General features: G+C 63.2%; 17 protein-coding genes. 7 read left to right on the forward strand and 10 right to left on the reverse strand.

Going from position 1 to position 15,083, the window contains the following annotated elements:
- Positions 1-69: 69 nt before the first annotated feature.
- The 4 genes from LB523_RS03550 (at position 70) to LB523_RS03565 (ending at position 3,622) form a co-directional block, all read left to right on the forward strand.
- Positions 70-912, forward strand: coding sequence for a DUF1194 domain-containing protein (locus tag LB523_RS03550; RefSeq protein WP_224600950.1), 843 nt, complete (start codon positions 70-72; stop codon positions 910-912).
- A gap of 133 nt (positions 913-1,045) precedes the next feature.
- Complete coding sequence (locus tag LB523_RS03555) at positions 1,046-1,996, forward strand: ABC transporter substrate-binding protein (RefSeq protein ID WP_224600951.1); 951 nt, start codon at positions 1,046-1,048, stop codon at positions 1,994-1,996.
- Between the two features lie 61 nt (positions 1,997-2,057).
- Positions 2,058-2,834, forward strand: a complete 777-nt coding sequence (locus LB523_RS03560) for an ABC transporter permease (RefSeq protein WP_176476899.1) — start codon at positions 2,058-2,060, stop codon at positions 2,832-2,834.
- Positions 2,831-3,622, forward strand: coding sequence for an ABC transporter ATP-binding protein (locus LB523_RS03565; RefSeq protein WP_224600952.1), 792 nt, complete (start codon positions 2,831-2,833; stop codon positions 3,620-3,622). The genes LB523_RS03560 and LB523_RS03565 overlap by 4 nt, the downstream gene beginning before the upstream one ends.
- A 20-nt stretch (positions 3,623-3,642) precedes the next feature.
- Here the strand turns inward: LB523_RS03565 and LB523_RS03570 are convergent, their stop codons facing one another.
- From LB523_RS03570 to LB523_RS03575, 3 genes are all read right to left on the reverse strand, one after another.
- The gene (locus LB523_RS03570) at positions 3,643-4,581 is read right to left on the reverse strand and encodes a GlxA family transcriptional regulator (protein WP_263482302.1); all 939 of its coding nucleotides are present in this window, start codon (positions 4,579-4,581) and stop codon (positions 3,643-3,645) included.
- A gap of 306 nt (positions 4,582-4,887) precedes the next feature.
- Entirely contained in the window at positions 4,888-5,022 is a 135-nt protein-coding gene (locus LB523_RS29235) for a hypothetical protein (protein ID WP_140749884.1), read from the reverse strand.
- 348 nt (positions 5,023-5,370) lie between these two features.
- On the reverse strand, positions 5,371-5,556 hold the full coding sequence (locus LB523_RS03575; RefSeq protein ID WP_095764923.1) for a hypothetical protein: 186 nt from the start codon (positions 5,554-5,556) through the stop codon (positions 5,371-5,373).
- Between the two features lie 219 nt (positions 5,557-5,775).
- Here LB523_RS03575 and LB523_RS03580 point away from each other — a divergent pair, with 219 nt between their 5' ends.
- A complete protein-coding gene (locus LB523_RS03580) occupies positions 5,776-6,675 on the forward strand; it encodes a LysR substrate-binding domain-containing protein (protein WP_224600953.1) in 900 nt (299 codons plus the stop codon).
- A gap of 1 nt (position 6,676) precedes the next feature.
- On the opposite strand, the gene LB523_RS03585 is transcribed toward LB523_RS03580, so the two are convergent.
- On the reverse strand, positions 6,677-7,639 hold the full coding sequence (locus LB523_RS03585; protein ID WP_224600954.1) for an alpha/beta hydrolase: 963 nt from the start codon (positions 7,637-7,639) through the stop codon (positions 6,677-6,679).
- A 308-nt stretch (positions 7,640-7,947) separates the two neighbouring features.
- Entirely contained in the window at positions 7,948-8,133 is a 186-nt protein-coding gene (locus LB523_RS03590) for a hypothetical protein (protein ID WP_181174730.1), read from the reverse strand.
- Between the two features lie 123 nt (positions 8,134-8,256).
- On the opposite strand from LB523_RS03590, the gene LB523_RS03595 reads away from it, so the two are divergent.
- Complete coding sequence (locus LB523_RS03595) at positions 8,257-9,492, forward strand: acyltransferase family protein (RefSeq protein ID WP_224600955.1); 1,236 nt, start codon at positions 8,257-8,259, stop codon at positions 9,490-9,492.
- Positions 9,493-9,501: 9 nt separating this feature from the next.
- On the opposite strand, the gene LB523_RS03600 is transcribed toward LB523_RS03595, so the two are convergent.
- Positions 9,502-11,571 carry an ASKHA domain-containing protein gene (locus LB523_RS03600; RefSeq protein WP_224600956.1) on the reverse strand — a complete coding sequence of 690 codons (2,070 nt, stop codon included), beginning with the start codon at positions 11,569-11,571 and terminating at the stop codon, positions 9,502-9,504.
- Between the two features lie 89 nt (positions 11,572-11,660).
- On the opposite strand from LB523_RS03600, the gene LB523_RS03605 reads away from it, so the two are divergent.
- Positions 11,661-11,903, forward strand: a complete 243-nt coding sequence (locus LB523_RS03605; RefSeq protein WP_224600957.1) for a hypothetical protein — start codon at positions 11,661-11,663, stop codon at positions 11,901-11,903.
- A 78-nt stretch (positions 11,904-11,981) separates the two neighbouring features.
- Here the strand turns inward: LB523_RS03605 and LB523_RS03610 are convergent, their stop codons facing one another.
- The 4 genes from LB523_RS03610 to LB523_RS03625 all read right to left on the reverse strand — a co-directional run bounded on the left by LB523_RS03610 (position 11,982) and on the right by LB523_RS03625 (position 15,070).
- Positions 11,982-12,956, reverse strand: coding sequence for a methyltetrahydrofolate cobalamin methyltransferase (locus LB523_RS03610; RefSeq protein ID WP_095764928.1), 975 nt, complete (start codon positions 12,954-12,956; stop codon positions 11,982-11,984).
- 140 nt (positions 12,957-13,096) lie between these two features.
- Positions 13,097-14,188 (reverse strand): methylenetetrahydrofolate reductase, encoded by a 1,092-nt coding sequence (locus LB523_RS03615; protein ID WP_095764929.1) that lies wholly within the window; start codon positions 14,186-14,188, stop codon positions 13,097-13,099.
- Positions 14,185-14,775: a methylenetetrahydrofolate reductase C-terminal domain-containing protein gene (locus LB523_RS03620; protein ID WP_224522699.1), complete on the reverse strand. Its 591-nt coding sequence runs from the start codon at positions 14,773-14,775 to the stop codon at positions 14,185-14,187. The genes LB523_RS03615 and LB523_RS03620 overlap by 4 nt, the downstream gene beginning before the upstream one ends.
- Positions 14,768-15,070, reverse strand: a complete 303-nt coding sequence (locus LB523_RS03625) for a virulence factor (protein ID WP_041003951.1) — start codon at positions 15,068-15,070, stop codon at positions 14,768-14,770. Before LB523_RS03625 ends, LB523_RS03620 begins: the two co-directional genes overlap by 8 nt.
- Positions 15,071-15,083 lie beyond the last annotated feature (13 nt).

Here is a 15,083-nt window from a genome sequence, read left to right on the forward strand (position 1 = left end):
CGCGGCGGCGGAATCCGATGCCCGGATTCCCGGCTTTTGCGCGCGGCGATTTTCGCCTAACCTTGCTCCATGTCTGCTTATGCCCGTGCAAGGCATATTTTTTCAGGCAGTGCCGCGCTGGCGCTGGCGCTCTGGCTGACACCGGCAGCTTCTCCCGCCGAGCCCGTCGATGTCGAGCTGGTGCTGGCGGTCGATGTTTCGCTCTCGATGTCGCCGGCCGAGCTTGAGATCCAGCGTCATGGTTATGCCGCGGCGCTGACGCATGACAATGTGCTGAAGGCCATCGCCGACGGCGCCTACGGCAAGATCGCGGTAACCTATGTCGAGTGGGCAGGCACGACCTGGCAGCGCGTCATCGTGCCGTGGACGGTGATCGCCAACCGCGCCGATGCCGAGAAGGTGGTGGCGCAACTCGATGCCCGTCCGCCCGACAGCGCTCGGCGGACCTCGATCTCCGGCGCGCTGAGCTTCGGCAGCGACCTGTTCGCCGAGAGCGGATTCCAGGGAACCAAGCGCGTCATCGATATCTCTGGCGACGGGCCCAACAATCAGGGCGCGCCGGTCGACCTCACGCGCGACGAGGTGGTCAAGCAAGGCATCACCATCAACGGGCTGCCGTTGATGACGCGCGGCGGTTTCAGCGGCGCCTTCGACGTTGAGAATCTCGACCGCTATTACAGCGACTGCGTCATCGGCGGACCGGGCGCCTTCATGATCCCGGTCAACGACTGGACGCAGTTTCCCGAAGCGATCCGCCGCAAGCTGGTGCTCGAGCTTGCCGGTCCCGTTTCGCTGCAATGGGCGGCGCAAGAGGCCGCGCATCCGCCGGTCGTGCTCGCCGACAACGGGCCGGCCGCGGATTGCTTGGCGGGCGAGAAGATGTGGCGCAACCGCGGCTGGGGCACGCCGTGAGCAATCGAGAAGCCCCTCAAAGTCCGCCGGCGGGCGTCGGATTGGACCATCGTCGAGTGCGGCTTCCGCTTCATTGACAAGCCTTTTGGGGTCTGTGAGACAATTCGCGCTCACCGCAAAAAGGGGAACCACAATGGTAAGAACCACCATTTTCGCGGCGGCGCTGACGGCGGCCGCCGTGCTCAGCGCGCCGGCGATGGCGGCGACGTCGATCACCATCGGCATCAGCGGCTGGACCGGCTTCGCGCCGCTGACATTGGCCAAGCAGGCCGGGCTTTTCGAAAAGCACGGGCTCGACGTCACGCTCAAGAAAGTGCCGCAGGCGAGCCGTCCGCTGGCCATCGCCAGCGGCGACCTGCAATGCGCGGCGACCACGGTCGAGACCTGGATGGTGTGGAACGCCAGCGGCGTCGCCACCAAGCAGATCTTCCAGCTCGACAAATCCTATGGCGCCGACGGCATCGTCGTGCGCAACGACATAAAGACCGTCGCCGATCTCAAGGGCAAGAACGTCGCCTCGTCCGCGCCTGGAACCTCGCCCTATTTCCTGCTCGCCTGGGTGCTCAACAAGAACGGCATGTCGACCAAGGACGTGACAGTCGTCAACCTGGAGCCGGACGCGGCGGCGCAAGCCTTCCTCGCCGGCCAGAACGATGCCGCCGTCACCTACGAGCCCTTCATCTCAGCCGTGCGCGACAAGGCCGACCAGGGCCACATCCTGGCGACCACGCTCGATTATCCGATGGTGATGGATACGGTCGGCTGCACGCCGGACTTCCTCAAGGCCAATCCCGATGCCGCCAAGGCGCTCGCCGACAGCTATTTCGACGCGCTCGACATGATCAAGAAGGATCCGCAGAAATCCTACGAGATTATGGGCGCCGACGTGAAGCAGTCAGCCAAGGAGTTCGAGGAGTCGGCCAAGTACCTGAAATGGGCCGACAAGGCCGAGAACAAGCAGTTCTTCACCAAGGATTTTCAGGACTTTTCCAAGACCGCGGCAGAGCTGCTGCTGCAGATGGGGCTGATCAAGGAAGCGCCGGATGTGTCGACGCTTGCAGACACCAGCGCGATCGCCGACTGATCGCGTATCGCCCGATCGGCGGCGTGACGCCGCCGATCCCTCCTCTCAAGGACTTTTCCTGATGCTGCGCCCCTTGCATCCCGTTGCGCCGGGCACGCGAACCGTGCTCGGCGTCGCCTTCTTCGTCCTGTTCGTGGCGTTCTGGGCGTGGATCACGCTCGGCGGCCATGTGAACCGGATCTTTCTTGCCGATCCGCTGTCGATGCTGAAGGATGGCTGGCGGTTGCTCGTCGAAGACCGGTTCTGGCTCGATATCCTGATCACTATCTGGCGCGTCTTCGGCGGCTTCGTGCTGGCGTCGATCGTGGCCGTGCCGATCGGCATCGCCATGGGCGCCTGGAAGCCGGTCGAAGCCTTCCTCGAACCGTTCGTGTCCTTTGCGCGCTACCTGCCGGCGTCGGCCTTCATTCCGCTGCTCATCCTATGGGCCGGCATCGGGGAACTCGAAAAGCTCCTGGTTATCTTCGTCGGCTCGGTGTTCCAGATCATCCTGATCATCGCGGTCAAGGTCGGCGGCACGAGGCGGGACCTTGTCGAAGCTGCCTACACGCTGGGGGCGACCGACAATGGCATCGTCAAGCGCGTCATCATGCCGGCCAACGCGCCGGAGATCGCCGAAACGCTGCGGCTGGTGCTGGGCTGGGCCTGGACCTATGTCATCGTCGCCGAGCTGATCGGCTCGTCGTCAGGTATCGGTTACATGATCATCAACAGCCAGTCGCGGCTGGCGACGGGACAGATCATCTTCGGCATCATCGTCATCGGGCTGATCGGGCTTCTGTCCGACTTCGCCTTTAAGGCGCTCAACCGCTGGCTCTATCCGTGGAGCCTGGCATGAGCAAGCTTCTGATCGAGGGCGTTTCGCGGACCTTTGCCGGGGTCGAGGGCGGCCAGCCGGTGCAGGCGCTGCAGCCGGTTGAGCTGTCCGTCTCGGCGAATGATTTCATCACCATCCTCGGGCCATCCGGCTGCGGGAAGTCGACGCTGCTGAGGATCGTCGCCGGACTGGAAGCGCCGAGCACCGGCCGCGTGCTGCTCGACGGCAAGGCGGTCACCAGGCCGGGACCGGACCGCGGCATGGTGTTCCAGTCCTACACGCTGTTTCCCTGGCTGACGGCCGCCGAGAACATCGGTTTCGGCCTGCGCGTGCAAGGCAGGCCCGAGCGCGAGCGCAACGAGATCGTCGCTTCCTATCTCGATCTCGTTGGGCTGAGGGGCTTCGAGAACCATTGGCCGAAGCAGCTGTCGGGCGGCATGCAGCAGCGCACGGCGATCGCGCGCGCCTTGGCCAACGACCCCGAAATCCTGCTGCTCGACGAGCCGTTCGGCGCGCTGGACAACCAGACGCGCGGACTGATGCAGGAACTGCTGCTCGGCATCTGGGAGCGGCGCAAGAAGACGGTGCTGTTCGTCACCCACGACATCGAGGAGGCGATCTTCATGGCGTCGCGGGTGATCGTGATGAGCGCCCGTCCCGGCCGCATCAAGTCGGACGTGCCGGTCGACCTGCCGCATCCGCGCCATTACACGCTGAAGACCAGCCCGGAATTTTCCGCGCTCAAGGCGCAGCTTACCGAAGACATCCGCATCGAGGCAATGCGGACCGCGCAGGGGCAGTCCGCCTAGACGACTGCGCCTCTGCCTGCTTAAGCCGCCAGCAACTGCTTGCGGTCGACGCGCTCCTGCTGCGGCGAGCGCGCGTAGAGCTCGCGGTAGCATTTGGAGAAATGCGAGGCGGAGACGAAGCCGCAGGCCACCGCCACTTCGACCACCGGCAGCGACGACTGGATGAGCAGGTGCCTGGCGCGGTCGAGCCGGATCTCCAGATAGTAGCGGGCAGGCGAGCGGCCCATCTCGGTGCGGAACAGGCGCTCGATCTGCCGGCGGGACAGATCGACATGGTCGGCGATCTCGATCAGCGACAGCGGTTCGGCTAGGTTGGCTTCCATCAGCTCGATGATGGTGAGCACCTTCGAGTTCTGAACGCCCAGGCGGGCGCGCAGCGGCAAGCGCTGGCGATCGGTCGGGCTGCGCACTCGGTCGGTCAACACCTGCTCGCAGACGCGGTTGACGAGGCTTTCGTCGAAATCGTCGCCGATCAGCTTCAGCATCATGTCGAGCGCGGCGGTGCCGCCGGCGCAGGTATAGACGTTCTGGTCGACCTCGAAGAGGTCGGCAAAGACATTGGCCTTCGGGAATGCCTCGGAAAAGCCCGGCAGGTTTTCCCAATGGATGGCGCAACGCTTGTTGGACAAGAGGCCGGCGGCGGCCAGGATATGCGCGCCGGTGCACAGGCCGCCGACGGCGACGCCGCGATTATACTCCTCGCGCAGCCAGGCGAAGGCCGATTTGTTGTGGTAGCGCTCGACATTGATGCCGCTGCAGACGATCGCCATGTTCGGTCGATCCGGCCCGGCCATCTTCTTGCGCTCTTCCTCGAGCGAGGTGTTGACGGCGCATTCGACGCCGTTCGAGGCGCGCACCGGTTTGCCGTCTATGCTGGCCAGCCGCCAACGATAGGCTTCGTAGCCGAGCATCCGGTTGGCCGAGCGCAGCGGATCGAGCGCCGTCGCAAAGGCGATCATGGTGAAATCGGGAATGAGGAAGAATACAAACGATCTCTTGATCGGATGCTTTACGGCATTCACGGGAAACCTCACGCAGCCATGACGCGAACAGGATGTCGCGAACAGCATAGCGACAACAGGAAAAATCATTCCTGTCAATCGGGTAGGCGGCTAAGTGAAGATTAATTTTGCGACATGGGTCGCAAATGGGCAATTCAGCTGGGCATAAAGCTCCATCGCCCGGGCAATGCAACGTCAACGCATTGAAAACGCCGCCTCGGTTCAACCGGGCGGCGTTGAATTCAGCTTTGGATGCCGATTGCCTCAGGCGACGAAGCCGAGACGGGCAGCATTCATGGCGCCGGTCTGGCCGGGCATGGTCTTGGCGAGACGCTGACGCTCGAGAGCGGTCGTCAGGTTCATTTCGCGGCGGGTGAACAGGCGGGCAAAAAGCTTCATCATCATCTCCATTCGGTTGCTCAGACGGGTCGCCTTCGCTTGATGGAGTGGGGCAGCTCGTTTGCTGGCGTGGATATAGGCTCGCTTCAGCAAAAACTAAATCGCAAAAGCGAAGCGCTTGTTATGAAAAGCGACATCATTTGCGGCTTTTTTAGGCGGTGTGCTCAAAATTTCCGATAATTTACAGCGGCTTAATTCGAAAATTAACCCGCTATGCGACTTATTCATATGCGTCATGCATCGGCCGCATGGCTGGAAAAGTCATTTGAATGCAAATAAAAAGACTCTAAACAAACGAAGGCCTGCCGAGCTGATCCGGCAGGCCTTCAGAACTCCATACACACTTGATTACTTCGCTCCGGCCCAGCTTCCAACACCGAGGCGCAAGCCGGTCTTGGCATCGGCGGCTTCCGGCCAGCCGATATCCTTCTGCAGTTCGATCGGCAGGGCATGGATCGCGCGTTCGGTCTGGTAGCGGGCGCGGGCCGCGCTGAATTCGGTCGCAAGCCGACCGATGGACGACAGGATAGACATTTCTTTCTCCTCTATGCGGGCAGGGAGGCGCCCGTCACTGCGTTAAGTCAGGTCTGTTTCAGCTTCATTTCACGTCGATTGCAGGACTGTGTCAGGGTCGTTTCATGGCTGCTTTTGGCAGCATCCTGTATCGATCGAGTTGACTATGCGCCTGGAGTGATGTTCAATCAAACGAAATGGAATGATGGATTGCATCAGAAAAATTGAAGGCAAGCTGCCATGAACGCCCCGCTCAATCATCCCTTGCCGCTGCTTGATCTCGATGTGCTGCGCACCTTCGTGGCGATTGCCGAGACCGGCAGCTTCACCACCGCCGCCAATGCGGTGTTCCGCACGCCGTCGGCCGTCTCCATGCAGATCAAGAAGCTCGAGGACATCCTCGGCCGTTCCGTCTTCGCGCGCGACGCGCGTTCGGTGACGCTGACCACGGATGGCGAGATGCTGCTCGGCTATGCGCGCCGGCTGTTGTCGATCAACCGCGAGGTGGTGTCGAAGTTCATCATTCCCGACATTGTCGGCGTGGTGCGGCTCGGTTCCCCGGACGACTATGGCGAGCGCGTGCTGCCGCATGTGCTGAAGCGTTTTGCCCAGTCGCATCCCTCGATTGCCGTCGACGTCACCATCGACCAGAGCATCAATCTGCGGCGGCGCATGGACGACCGCGCGCTCGACATCACGCTGCTCACCAATTCCTACAAGACCAGCGCGATCGGCGCGGAGGTGCTTTTGACCGAGCCGATCGTGTGGGCCGGCGCCAAGGGCGGCTGCGCGCATCTGCGCGAGCCGCTGCCGGTGTCGCTGTGGGAAGAAGGCTGCGCCTGGCGGGCGGGAGCGCTCGAAGCGCTCGGGCGCGAGGGCCGCAACTACCGCATCGCCTATATGAGCGCACACACGGCCGGCCAGCGCGCCGCGATCATGGCCGACCTCGCGGTGGCGCCGCTGCCGAAGTCCTTCCTCGGCGACGACATGGTCTCGCTGGGCACCAAGGACGGCATGCCCGAGATCGGCACCTACAATCTTGCCATGGTGGTGGCGCCTGATGCGAGCGCGCCGGTGAAGGCCGTGGCCGACCATATCCGGGCGACGTTCGAAGTGTTCCGGGAAACCGGCAAGTTCTGAACTATTCGGCCGCGGGCGCGGAGCGGGCTGCGAAAGCTACTTTCGTCCTGCGTCGAGCGCGGGCTCGGGCTGGCGCCGGAACGCTGAGGAAATCGACGATGGAATCGCGAGCGCGGCGCGCCTCGGGCATCTCGATCAGCGGCCAGACGTGGAACATGCCTTCCTCGTAGACCAGGTCGACCTCGACACCGGCAGCACGCGCGCGTTCGGCGAAGATCAGATTATCTGGCGTCAGCATGTCGCGTGAACCGGTCAGCAGCAGCGTCTTGGGCAGCACGGACAGGTTGCCGTAGAGCGGGCTGATGTGCCAGTCGGTGCGGTCGAAACCGGCGCTGTACAGCCGCACCGCTTCCAGCCCACCCGCAATACCCAGCCACGGATCCAGCCGCTCGGCCTCGAAGACTTCGGGATTTGCAAGCGAAACGTCGAGACCGGGCGAGATCAGCACATGGCGCGACGGTGCCGGCAGCCCCTCCTCGGCGGCCATCATGGTCAGCACAACGGCCATGTTGCCGCCGGCGGAATCGCCCATGAAGACGATGTCTTGCGCCTCAGTCTCTTCGAGCATGCGCCGGTAGACGTTGCCGACCATGCCGAACATGTCATGGAAATTGTGCTCCGGCGCGATGGGGTAGACCGGCACGGTGATGCCGAAGCCGAGACGCTCGGCCATTTCGGCGATCAGCCCCCAATGGTAGGAGGTGATCTGAAAGACGTAGGCGCCGCCATGCATGTAGAGGATGCGCCGGCTTTCGCCCTCCTTCGGCGCGATCTCATAGACGGGAAAGCCGTCGATCTCGGTCTCGGTGATGTCCAGCCGTGCCCTGAGCAAGGCCGGCGGATGATAGTCCTCGGTCTTGCGGGCGTAGGCGATCCAGCGCTGCAGGTTCTCGGGACTGGAAAACGCCTTCTTGCGGCTGTGCCTGAGAACGAACGAAACGAGATGGCTTTTCAAACTGGGCATGCAGATACACGCGCTTCGGCAGAGCCGACTAAGAGAATTCCCCCGTTCTGCGAAGATTGTACCTCAGTTAAAAATGTCAAGGATCACGCTGGCACATCGGCGTGATCGGATGGTGCCGGTTCTTTGTTTGCGCGATTTCGGGCGGAAGGCTACGGCGAATTGCCGAGCCTAACCGCTGCGCACTTTCCTGGAATTGCTCTAGCGCCGCTTCGACAGCAGCGCCGCGCGCAGTCTGTTGTCGACGTTCGCCGAGGCCGCGTCGCGGCCCAGGCGCTTGCCGAGCAGCTTGCATTTATCGGCGAAGGTCATCAGCGCGGCGTGCCCAGAAGCAGCGCATGAAGGGCTGCCTGCGGGTCGCTCGGCGGCGAGGCCGGCCAGCCGATATCCTTCTGGACATGCGCCGGCAGATCGTTGAGCGCGCGGATCGCCTTGTTTCTGGCATGGGCCTGCCGGATGGTGACACCGAAACGGCTGAGATTTCCGAACATCGACATTTTCATCTCCCTTGAAGAGCGTGGCAGCCGAAGTTGCATGTCTTTGTCCCAAAGCCGCGAAGCGCTTTTGGGCGACATGCATAATCTTCAGCCGCCATGCGATGGCCGTTAAATGCGTCACGCATGTATCGGGTCGATTTCGCGAAACAGCGTTTCGGTTTCCGGATCGCGCGAATCCGGAAACATTTGCATACAAATGAATTGACCATGCCGGCGGGCTCGTTTCGATCCGATAGCTGCCATCGGCGGTTGACAGAGGCGAGCAGCTGCATTGTTATTGTGCAATGCGGGGTGGGGCGTGTGCATCGCAACATGATGCGATCGGATCAAGGCATCGTGACGAGCATCCATAGTGTCCAATACCTGCGCGGCCTCGCCGCCTGCGCGGTGGTATGCTTTCATGTCAGCGAGCAGTTCGGCGGTCCGTTCGACGTCGGAGCATCCGGCGTCGACGTCTTCTTCGTCATCAGCGGCTTCATCATGTGGGTGACGACCGCCGGCAGGCCGGCTGATCCTTGGCGCTTCATGGGGCGCCGGATCACCCGCATCGTGCCTCTCTACTGGATCGTCACGCTGCTGACCGCGGCCGGCATCCTGATCAAGCCGCAGTTCTTCTACGGCCATTTCTTCAGCGTCCCGAATTTCGTTGGTTCGCTGTTCTTCCTGCCGGTTCTGCAGGAGAACGCGCTGCATCCCATCGTCATACAAGGTTGGACGCTCTGCTATGAAATGATGTTCTATCTCGTTTTCGCGCTGGTTCTGTTTCTCGGGCAACGCTGGCGGTTCGGCGTCCTCGTGGGCGCCCTTGTTGCCATCGTCGCGCTGCATTTCGTGCTTCCTGCCGGATACGCACGCGCCTTCAGCGATCCTGTCGTGCTCGAATTCGCGGCCGGCGTCGTCGTGGGGCGTTTGTGGTTGCAGGGCGCCAGGCTCCCGCTCGGAGTGGCGCTGGCGATGGCTGGCGCGGGATTTCTTCTCCTTGCCGCTGGCCCGCTATTCGATGCCGATTTGCCGCGTGCCTTGCGCTGGGGGCTTCCGGCCGTATTGATCGTGGCGGGTGCGGTTTTTGCCGAACGGTCGCGGCCGTTCAAGCCGGCTGCCTTGCCCACATTTCTCGGCGATGCGTCCTATTCGATTTATTTGTGGCATGTCGTGGTCGGCGTCCTGACGACTGGCGTCGTCCTGAGGACCGGCCTGCCGGCAGCGATGCAGCCGGCGACGATCCTGGTCGCCACGCTGGCGCTCTCGGCGATGCTATATCTGATCGTCGAAAAGCCATTGATCAGGCTGCTGCATCCGCAACGTCCCAAGGGCGCCGTCAAGGCAGTCAATGCCGCGGCCGCAGGGGCAGCGGAATGAACTGAAACGTTAGTCCCGACCGCGCCGTGCAGCGCGCTCCTCGCGGGAACGCCGGCGTGGGGTAGCGTCACCGGCGGTGCCGTCCTCGCTCATCGTTTTGCGCGGCGGCAGCTTCACCGCGGCCGCCAGCTTGGGGAAGGGGTCGACCTTGTTCGGCAGCGCCATAGCGTAGACGAAGTGCTCCTGGAATTTCGGCTCAAGCGCCGTCTCGATCTTCTCGATCCTGCTCACCGTCTCCTCGATCTCGCGCCGGTAGCCGCGATTGAGCAGAGCCATGCGCGCGCCGGCGCCGGCGGCGTTACCGACGGCCTGGACCTTGTCCAAGTCGCAATCCGGGATCAGGCCGAGCACCATGGCGTATTTCGGATCGATGAAGGAGCCGAAGGCACCGGCGAAATGGATGCGGTCGACATGGTCGGTGTGCTGCTTTTCCATCAGAAGCTTGGTGCCGGCATAGAGCGCCGCCTTGGCAAGCTGGATGGCGCGCACGTCGTTCTGGGTGATGGTGATCTTGGGCTCGCCCTCCTTCAGCACGTAGGAGAAGGTGCGGCCGTTGGGCACGATGCGCGGCGAGCGCAGGCCGAGCGATCCGTCGACGACGCCATCCTCCGAGATGATGCCGGCGAGATACATCTCCGCCACCACTTCGATGATGCCGGAGCCGCAGATGCCGGTGACGCCGGTGGCCTGCACGCTATCGACGAAGCCAGGCTGATCGGACCACAGCTCCGAACCGATGACCCGATATTTCGGTTCCAGCGTTTCGGGGTCGATGCGAACGCGCTCGATGGCACCAGGCGCCGCGCGCTGACCGCCGGAGATCTCCGCGCCTTCGAAGGCCGGGCCGGTCGGGGAGGAGGCCGCCACGACGCGCGTGGAGTTGCCGAGCACGATCTCGGCGTTGGTGCCGACATCGACGATCAGCATCATCTCGTCCTGGCGATGCGGGCCTTCCGACAGGGTGACGGCGGCCGCGTCGGCGCCGACATGGCCGGCAATGCAGGGCAGCATATAGAGGCGAGCGCCCTGGTTGAGCTTCAGGCCGATGTCGGAGGCCTTGATGCGCACCGCGCCTGAGACGGCAAGCGCGAAAGGCGCGCCGCCCAACTCGGTCGGATCGATGCCGAGGAACAGATGATGCATGATCGGATTGCCGACGAATACGGAATCCAGGATATCGTTGCGCTGGACATTGCCTTCGGCGCAGACCTTGTCGACGAGGCCGGAGATCGCCTCGCGCACGGCGACCGTCATGCCTTCACGGCCGTCCGGGTTCATCATCACATAGGAGACGCGGCTCATCAGATCCTCGCCGAAGCGGATCTGCGGATTGGACGTGCCGGAGGACGCAGCAACGCGACCCGACAGCAGCGACACCAGATGCATGGCAATGGTGGTCGAGCCGATGTCGCAGGCAAGGCCGTATGCCTCGTTCTTCAGGCCGGGCCACAGCGCGATGACGCGCGCGATATCGCTGTCGGCGTCCTTGTGGATGGCGGCGGTGGCGGTCCAGTTGCCCTTGCGCAGAATGCCTTGCACCTGCGGCATGAGATAGAAGTCGAATTCGAGGTTCTTGAAACCCCAGTCCTTCATCAGGGCGATCTTCAATCGGTCGAGGTCGCCGAGGGGCTTGTGCATGTCGGGTTCTTCGATCTCGACATAGCACATGCGGATCGCCGTATCGCGGGCGATCACCCTGGTATCTGCGTCCTTGCGGATGGTCTGGGCGTTGATGACCGTGTCCTGCGGCACGTCGATGACGAGGTCGCCGAGGATCTGCGTCGAGCAGGAGAGGCGGCGCCGCTCGGGCAGGCCGCGCACGCGTTCGTAGCGCTCTTCCTTGGCGCCCTTGGGCGAGATGTGGTCATTGGACGAGACGATCTTGTGCTTGGCGAAGTTGCCTTCCTGCACTTCAATCTGGCAGCGGCCGCAGGTGGCGCGGCCGCCGCAAACGCTTTCAACATAGACGCCGAGCTGGCGCGCGGCATCGAGCACCAGCGTGCCAACCGGAAAGCGGCCGCGCTTGCCGGACGGCATGAACAGCACGAGCGGATCGGTGATGTTGGGGGGAGGATTCATGCTGGCACGTGTCTCGATGGCAATCGCCGATGCCGTTTAACGGATCGTTTTACTATTGGGCGGAGAGTCCGTTGGTCCAGAGGCCAACCATGTCGGATCTGCTGCTCTCCGCCATCTTCACCGCGTTCACCATGGTGCGCGTGATCAAGGGCTCGTGGCTGCGCAATCCGCAATATCTCGCCACCGGGATCCTCAGCGCGATCGTCGTTGCGCTGCTGCTGCACGCGTTCTGGCCCGCCTATGACGATGATTTCATCGTCGGCGGCGTGACAGGCATTTTCGGATCGTGGGCGGGAATGGCGTTGTTCGACGCCATGTTGGGCGTGGCCTGAACGCAAAGCAGAGCTGTCCGAACGCATCCACGATGCGATCGGACCGGCCTTGTTTGCGGTGTGGCTCACGATGCGCGCTTATCCCCTGGCCATGCGGGCTTCACGGCCGCCGCGGCGCCGGCCGCCATTGCCGTTACCTTCGCCCGGCGCATTGACGGCGGTCGGAGCCGCAACCGCTTGGCCGCCTTCGGCCGGCTTATAATCCTTGTAGGTGCGGATCCAGTTGGTGCAGTTCTCGTCGGTGCCGTTCAGCACATTGGCGCCGCGCACGGCTTCCATTTCCTGCGGACGGACCGGGTTCATGATTGCCGAGGTCATGCCGGCGCCGATCACCATCGGGATGAAAGCGGCGTTGATGCCGTGGCGGTGCGGCAGCCCGAAGGAGATGTTGGAGAGGCCGCAAGTGGTGTTGACCTTGAGCTCTTCGCGCAACCGGCGCAGCAGCGCGAACACCTGGCGGCCGGCATCGCCCAGCGCGCCGATCGGCATCACCAGCGGGTCGACGACGACGTCATGCGCCGGGATGCCGAAATCGGCGCAGCGCTCGACGATCTTCTTGGCGACGGCGAAGCGGACGTCCGGGTCCATCGAGATGCCAGTCTCGTCGTTGGAGATGGCGACGACCGGAACGTTGTATTTCTTGACCAGCGGCAGGATTGCCTCGAGCTTTTCTTCCTCGCCGGTGACGGAGTTGACCAGAGGGCGGCCCTTGGCGACCTTCAGCGCGGCTTCGATCGCGGCGCTGACCGAGCTATCGATCGACAGCGGCAGGTCGACCAGGCCCTGCACGATCTCCAGCGTCTGCACCAGAAGCGCCGGCTCGGTCGCATTGGGGTCGACGGCGGTGACGCCGGCATTGACGTCGAGCATAGTGGCGCCGCAGGCGGCCTGTTCCAGCGCATCCTTGATGACGGTCTCGAAATTGCCGGCCACCATCTCGGCGGCGAGCTTCTTGCGGCCGGTCGGGTTGATGCGTTCGCCGATCACGCAGAAGGGCTGATCGAAGCCAATGACGATTTCTCGGGTCGCCGAGGCGACGATGGTGCGGGTCATGCGATCTCTCCGTCGGGATATAAAGACTTCTTTATATCGTTATCTGATTTGGTTCAAGTGAATGCGTGCCGTCCGCGCTCTTAGGCTCTAGGTTCATCTGTGTCGTTGCCCAAACCGGTTTCCACTTGGGGCGACACACATCAATGCGCGGTCTTCACCATGTCCACCTGGGTTTCGGTAATCTCGTCATGCAGCAGGTGGTCGAGCCGGTCGGCGACCAGCTGGTCGTCGCGGCGGATCTCCCGCTTCCAAGGCTGGCGGCCTTTCAGCACGCCGGATTCATCGACGATCTCGGCGACATATTCTTCCTGGCGATAGGCCATCACATGGATGCCGGCGACGCCCGGGATTTCCTTCACCTCGTTGATGATGTCGATGCAGAGTTGCTTGCCTTCCTTCTTCTGATCCTGCGCGCCCTCCAGCCGCTTGATAACCGCATCGGGGATGTGGATGCCCGGCACGTTGGAGCGGATCCATTTCGCGGTCTTGGCGGAGGCGAGCGGGCCGACACCGCAGAGCAGGAAGAGCTTTTCGGTGTGGCCGAGGTCGCGCGCCTTCTGCATGAAGGTTCTGAACATCGGCACGTCGAAGCAATACTGCGTCTGCGCGAACTGCGCGCCGGCGGCGATCTTCTTGCCGAGATGGATCGGGCGGAAGTCGTAGGGCGGCGCGAAGGGATTGACCGCGCAGCCGAGGAAAACCTGCGGCGGCGTCGTCAGCTTGCGGCCGGACAGGAACTTGCCGTTGTCGCGCATGATGCGGATGGTTTCGAGCAGCGACATGGAATCGAGGTCGAATACCGGCTTGGCGCCGGGCTGATCGCCGGCCTGCACGCCGTCGCCGGTGAGGCAGAGCATATTGGCGACGCCCATCGCGGCGCCGCCCAGCACGTCGCCCTGGATGGCGATGCGGTTCTTGTCGCGGCAGGCGATCTGCATGATCGGCGCGTAGCCCATGCGGGTGAGCAGCGCGCAGATGCCGACCGAGGACATGTGGCAGTTGGCGCCCGAGGCATCGACCGCGTTGATGGCGTCGACCCAGCCGTCGAAGATCTTGGCGCGGTTGTAGACGTCTTCGGGATCGGCGCTGTCGGGCGGATTGAGCTCGGTCGTTACAGCAAACTCGCCGCGGCGCAGCACGCGCTCCAGCCGGCCGCGCGACGTGTGGCCGGGCAGGGGCTCGAGCGGCAGGTGGATGCCGGCCGGGTTCTCGTCGATCTGGCGGATGGTCATGCCGAAGCTCCGGGATTCTTGGCCGCTTCGCGCGCGGCGGCGGCCTGCGCGGTCACGCGGAGCCAGGCCGAGGTTTCGCGCAGCGACTGATCGACCGGCTTCTGCACGGTGAGGATCTTGTCGCCGTGGACCATGTTGCGCGAGCCTTCCCAGGCCTTGACCCAGACGCAGGGCATGTCCGGCTCGACTTCGCAATTGCCGTTGGCGCGCACGCCGCCGCAAGGACCGTTGCGCAGTTGCTTGGGGCAGTTCATCGGGCACGACATGCCGGTGGAGGAGAGCACGCATTGGCCGCACATGCGGCAGTCGAACATGAAGCCCTTGACCCGCTTCTCGACGAATTTCACCGGGGCTTCGACGCGGCCGTAGCCGATGCCTTTCCAAAGAGGGTGCAAGAGCAGGAAGACGTCGGCGAACCGGCTGTAGAACCATTCGAGCAAGCGCGAGTGCCGGACCGACCAAAGCCGCACGGCAAAAGTGCGCTGAACGCGGCGCTGCGGCGACACGTCGGCAGGCTTGTAATCGGATTTCGGCGCGGCCTTCTTGACCAAGGTGGCCTGGGTGACCGCCGGCTGTTGCTCAGACATTTTCTTTCCCGCCAGCCTTGACCAGAGCGACCAGCCGCTCTCGGTCATATTTCGCGTCGAGTTCCTGATAGGCTTTCTCAACCTCGGCCTCGATGTCGTCGCCGACCGGAACCGGGTCGGCCTTGCGCCATTCCGCCAGATAGTCGTCGGTGCCGCCGGCGCCGGTGCGCATGGCGCACATGTCTATCGCCTCAGTGAAGCGCAGCGGCAATTCGCGCTTGGCGTTCTGCCGGCCCTTCTTGACGATGACCTGGGCAGGGATATCGCGCCAGTAGACGACGATCAGATCGGCCATGAATTCTCAACTC

This window comes from Mesorhizobium sp. ESP-6-4 (assembly GCF_020164735.1).
Classification (GTDB): domain Bacteria; phylum Pseudomonadota; class Alphaproteobacteria; order Rhizobiales; family Rhizobiaceae; genus Mesorhizobium.

Bases quoted from the DNA above. Each gene is read 5' to 3' on its own strand.
- LB523_RS03550 (WP_224600950.1), top strand. From the start codon at position 70: ATGTCTGCTTATGCCCGTGCAAGGCATATTTTTTCAGGCAGTGCCGCG.
- LB523_RS03555 (WP_224600951.1), top strand. From the start codon at position 1,046: ATGGTAAGAACCACCATTTTCGCGGCGGCGCTGACGGCGGCCGCCGTG.
- LB523_RS03560 (WP_176476899.1), top strand. From the start codon at position 2,058: ATGCTGCGCCCCTTGCATCCCGTTGCGCCGGGCACGCGAACCGTGCTC.
- LB523_RS03565 (WP_224600952.1), top strand. From the start codon at position 2,831: ATGAGCAAGCTTCTGATCGAGGGCGTTTCGCGGACCTTTGCCGGGGTC.
- LB523_RS03570 (WP_263482302.1), bottom strand. From the start codon at position 4,581: ATGATCGCCTTTGCGACGGCGCTCGATCCGCTGCGCTCGGCCAACCGG.
- LB523_RS29235 (WP_140749884.1), bottom strand. From the start codon at position 5,022: ATGAAGCTTTTTGCCCGCCTGTTCACCCGCCGCGAAATGAACCTGACG.
- LB523_RS03575 (WP_095764923.1), bottom strand. From the start codon at position 5,556: ATGTCTATCCTGTCGTCCATCGGTCGGCTTGCGACCGAATTCAGCGCG.
- LB523_RS03580 (WP_224600953.1), top strand. From the start codon at position 5,776: ATGAACGCCCCGCTCAATCATCCCTTGCCGCTGCTTGATCTCGATGTG.
- LB523_RS03585 (WP_224600954.1), bottom strand. From the start codon at position 7,639: ATGCCCAGTTTGAAAAGCCATCTCGTTTCGTTCGTTCTCAGGCACAGC.
- LB523_RS03590 (WP_181174730.1), bottom strand. From the start codon at position 8,133: ATGTCGATGTTCGGAAATCTCAGCCGTTTCGGTGTCACCATCCGGCAG.
- LB523_RS03595 (WP_224600955.1), top strand. From the start codon at position 8,257: ATGTATCGGGTCGATTTCGCGAAACAGCGTTTCGGTTTCCGGATCGCG.
- LB523_RS03600 (WP_224600956.1), bottom strand. From the start codon at position 11,571: ATGAATCCTCCCCCCAACATCACCGATCCGCTCGTGCTGTTCATGCCG.
- LB523_RS03605 (WP_224600957.1), top strand. From the start codon at position 11,661: ATGTCGGATCTGCTGCTCTCCGCCATCTTCACCGCGTTCACCATGGTG.
- LB523_RS03610 (WP_095764928.1), bottom strand. From the start codon at position 12,956: ATGACCCGCACCATCGTCGCCTCGGCGACCCGAGAAATCGTCATTGGC.
- LB523_RS03615 (WP_095764929.1), bottom strand. From the start codon at position 14,188: ATGACCATCCGCCAGATCGACGAGAACCCGGCCGGCATCCACCTGCCG.
- LB523_RS03620 (WP_224522699.1), bottom strand. From the start codon at position 14,775: ATGTCTGAGCAACAGCCGGCGGTCACCCAGGCCACCTTGGTCAAGAAG.
- LB523_RS03625 (WP_041003951.1), bottom strand. From the start codon at position 15,070: ATGGCCGATCTGATCGTCGTCTACTGGCGCGATATCCCTGCCCAGGTC.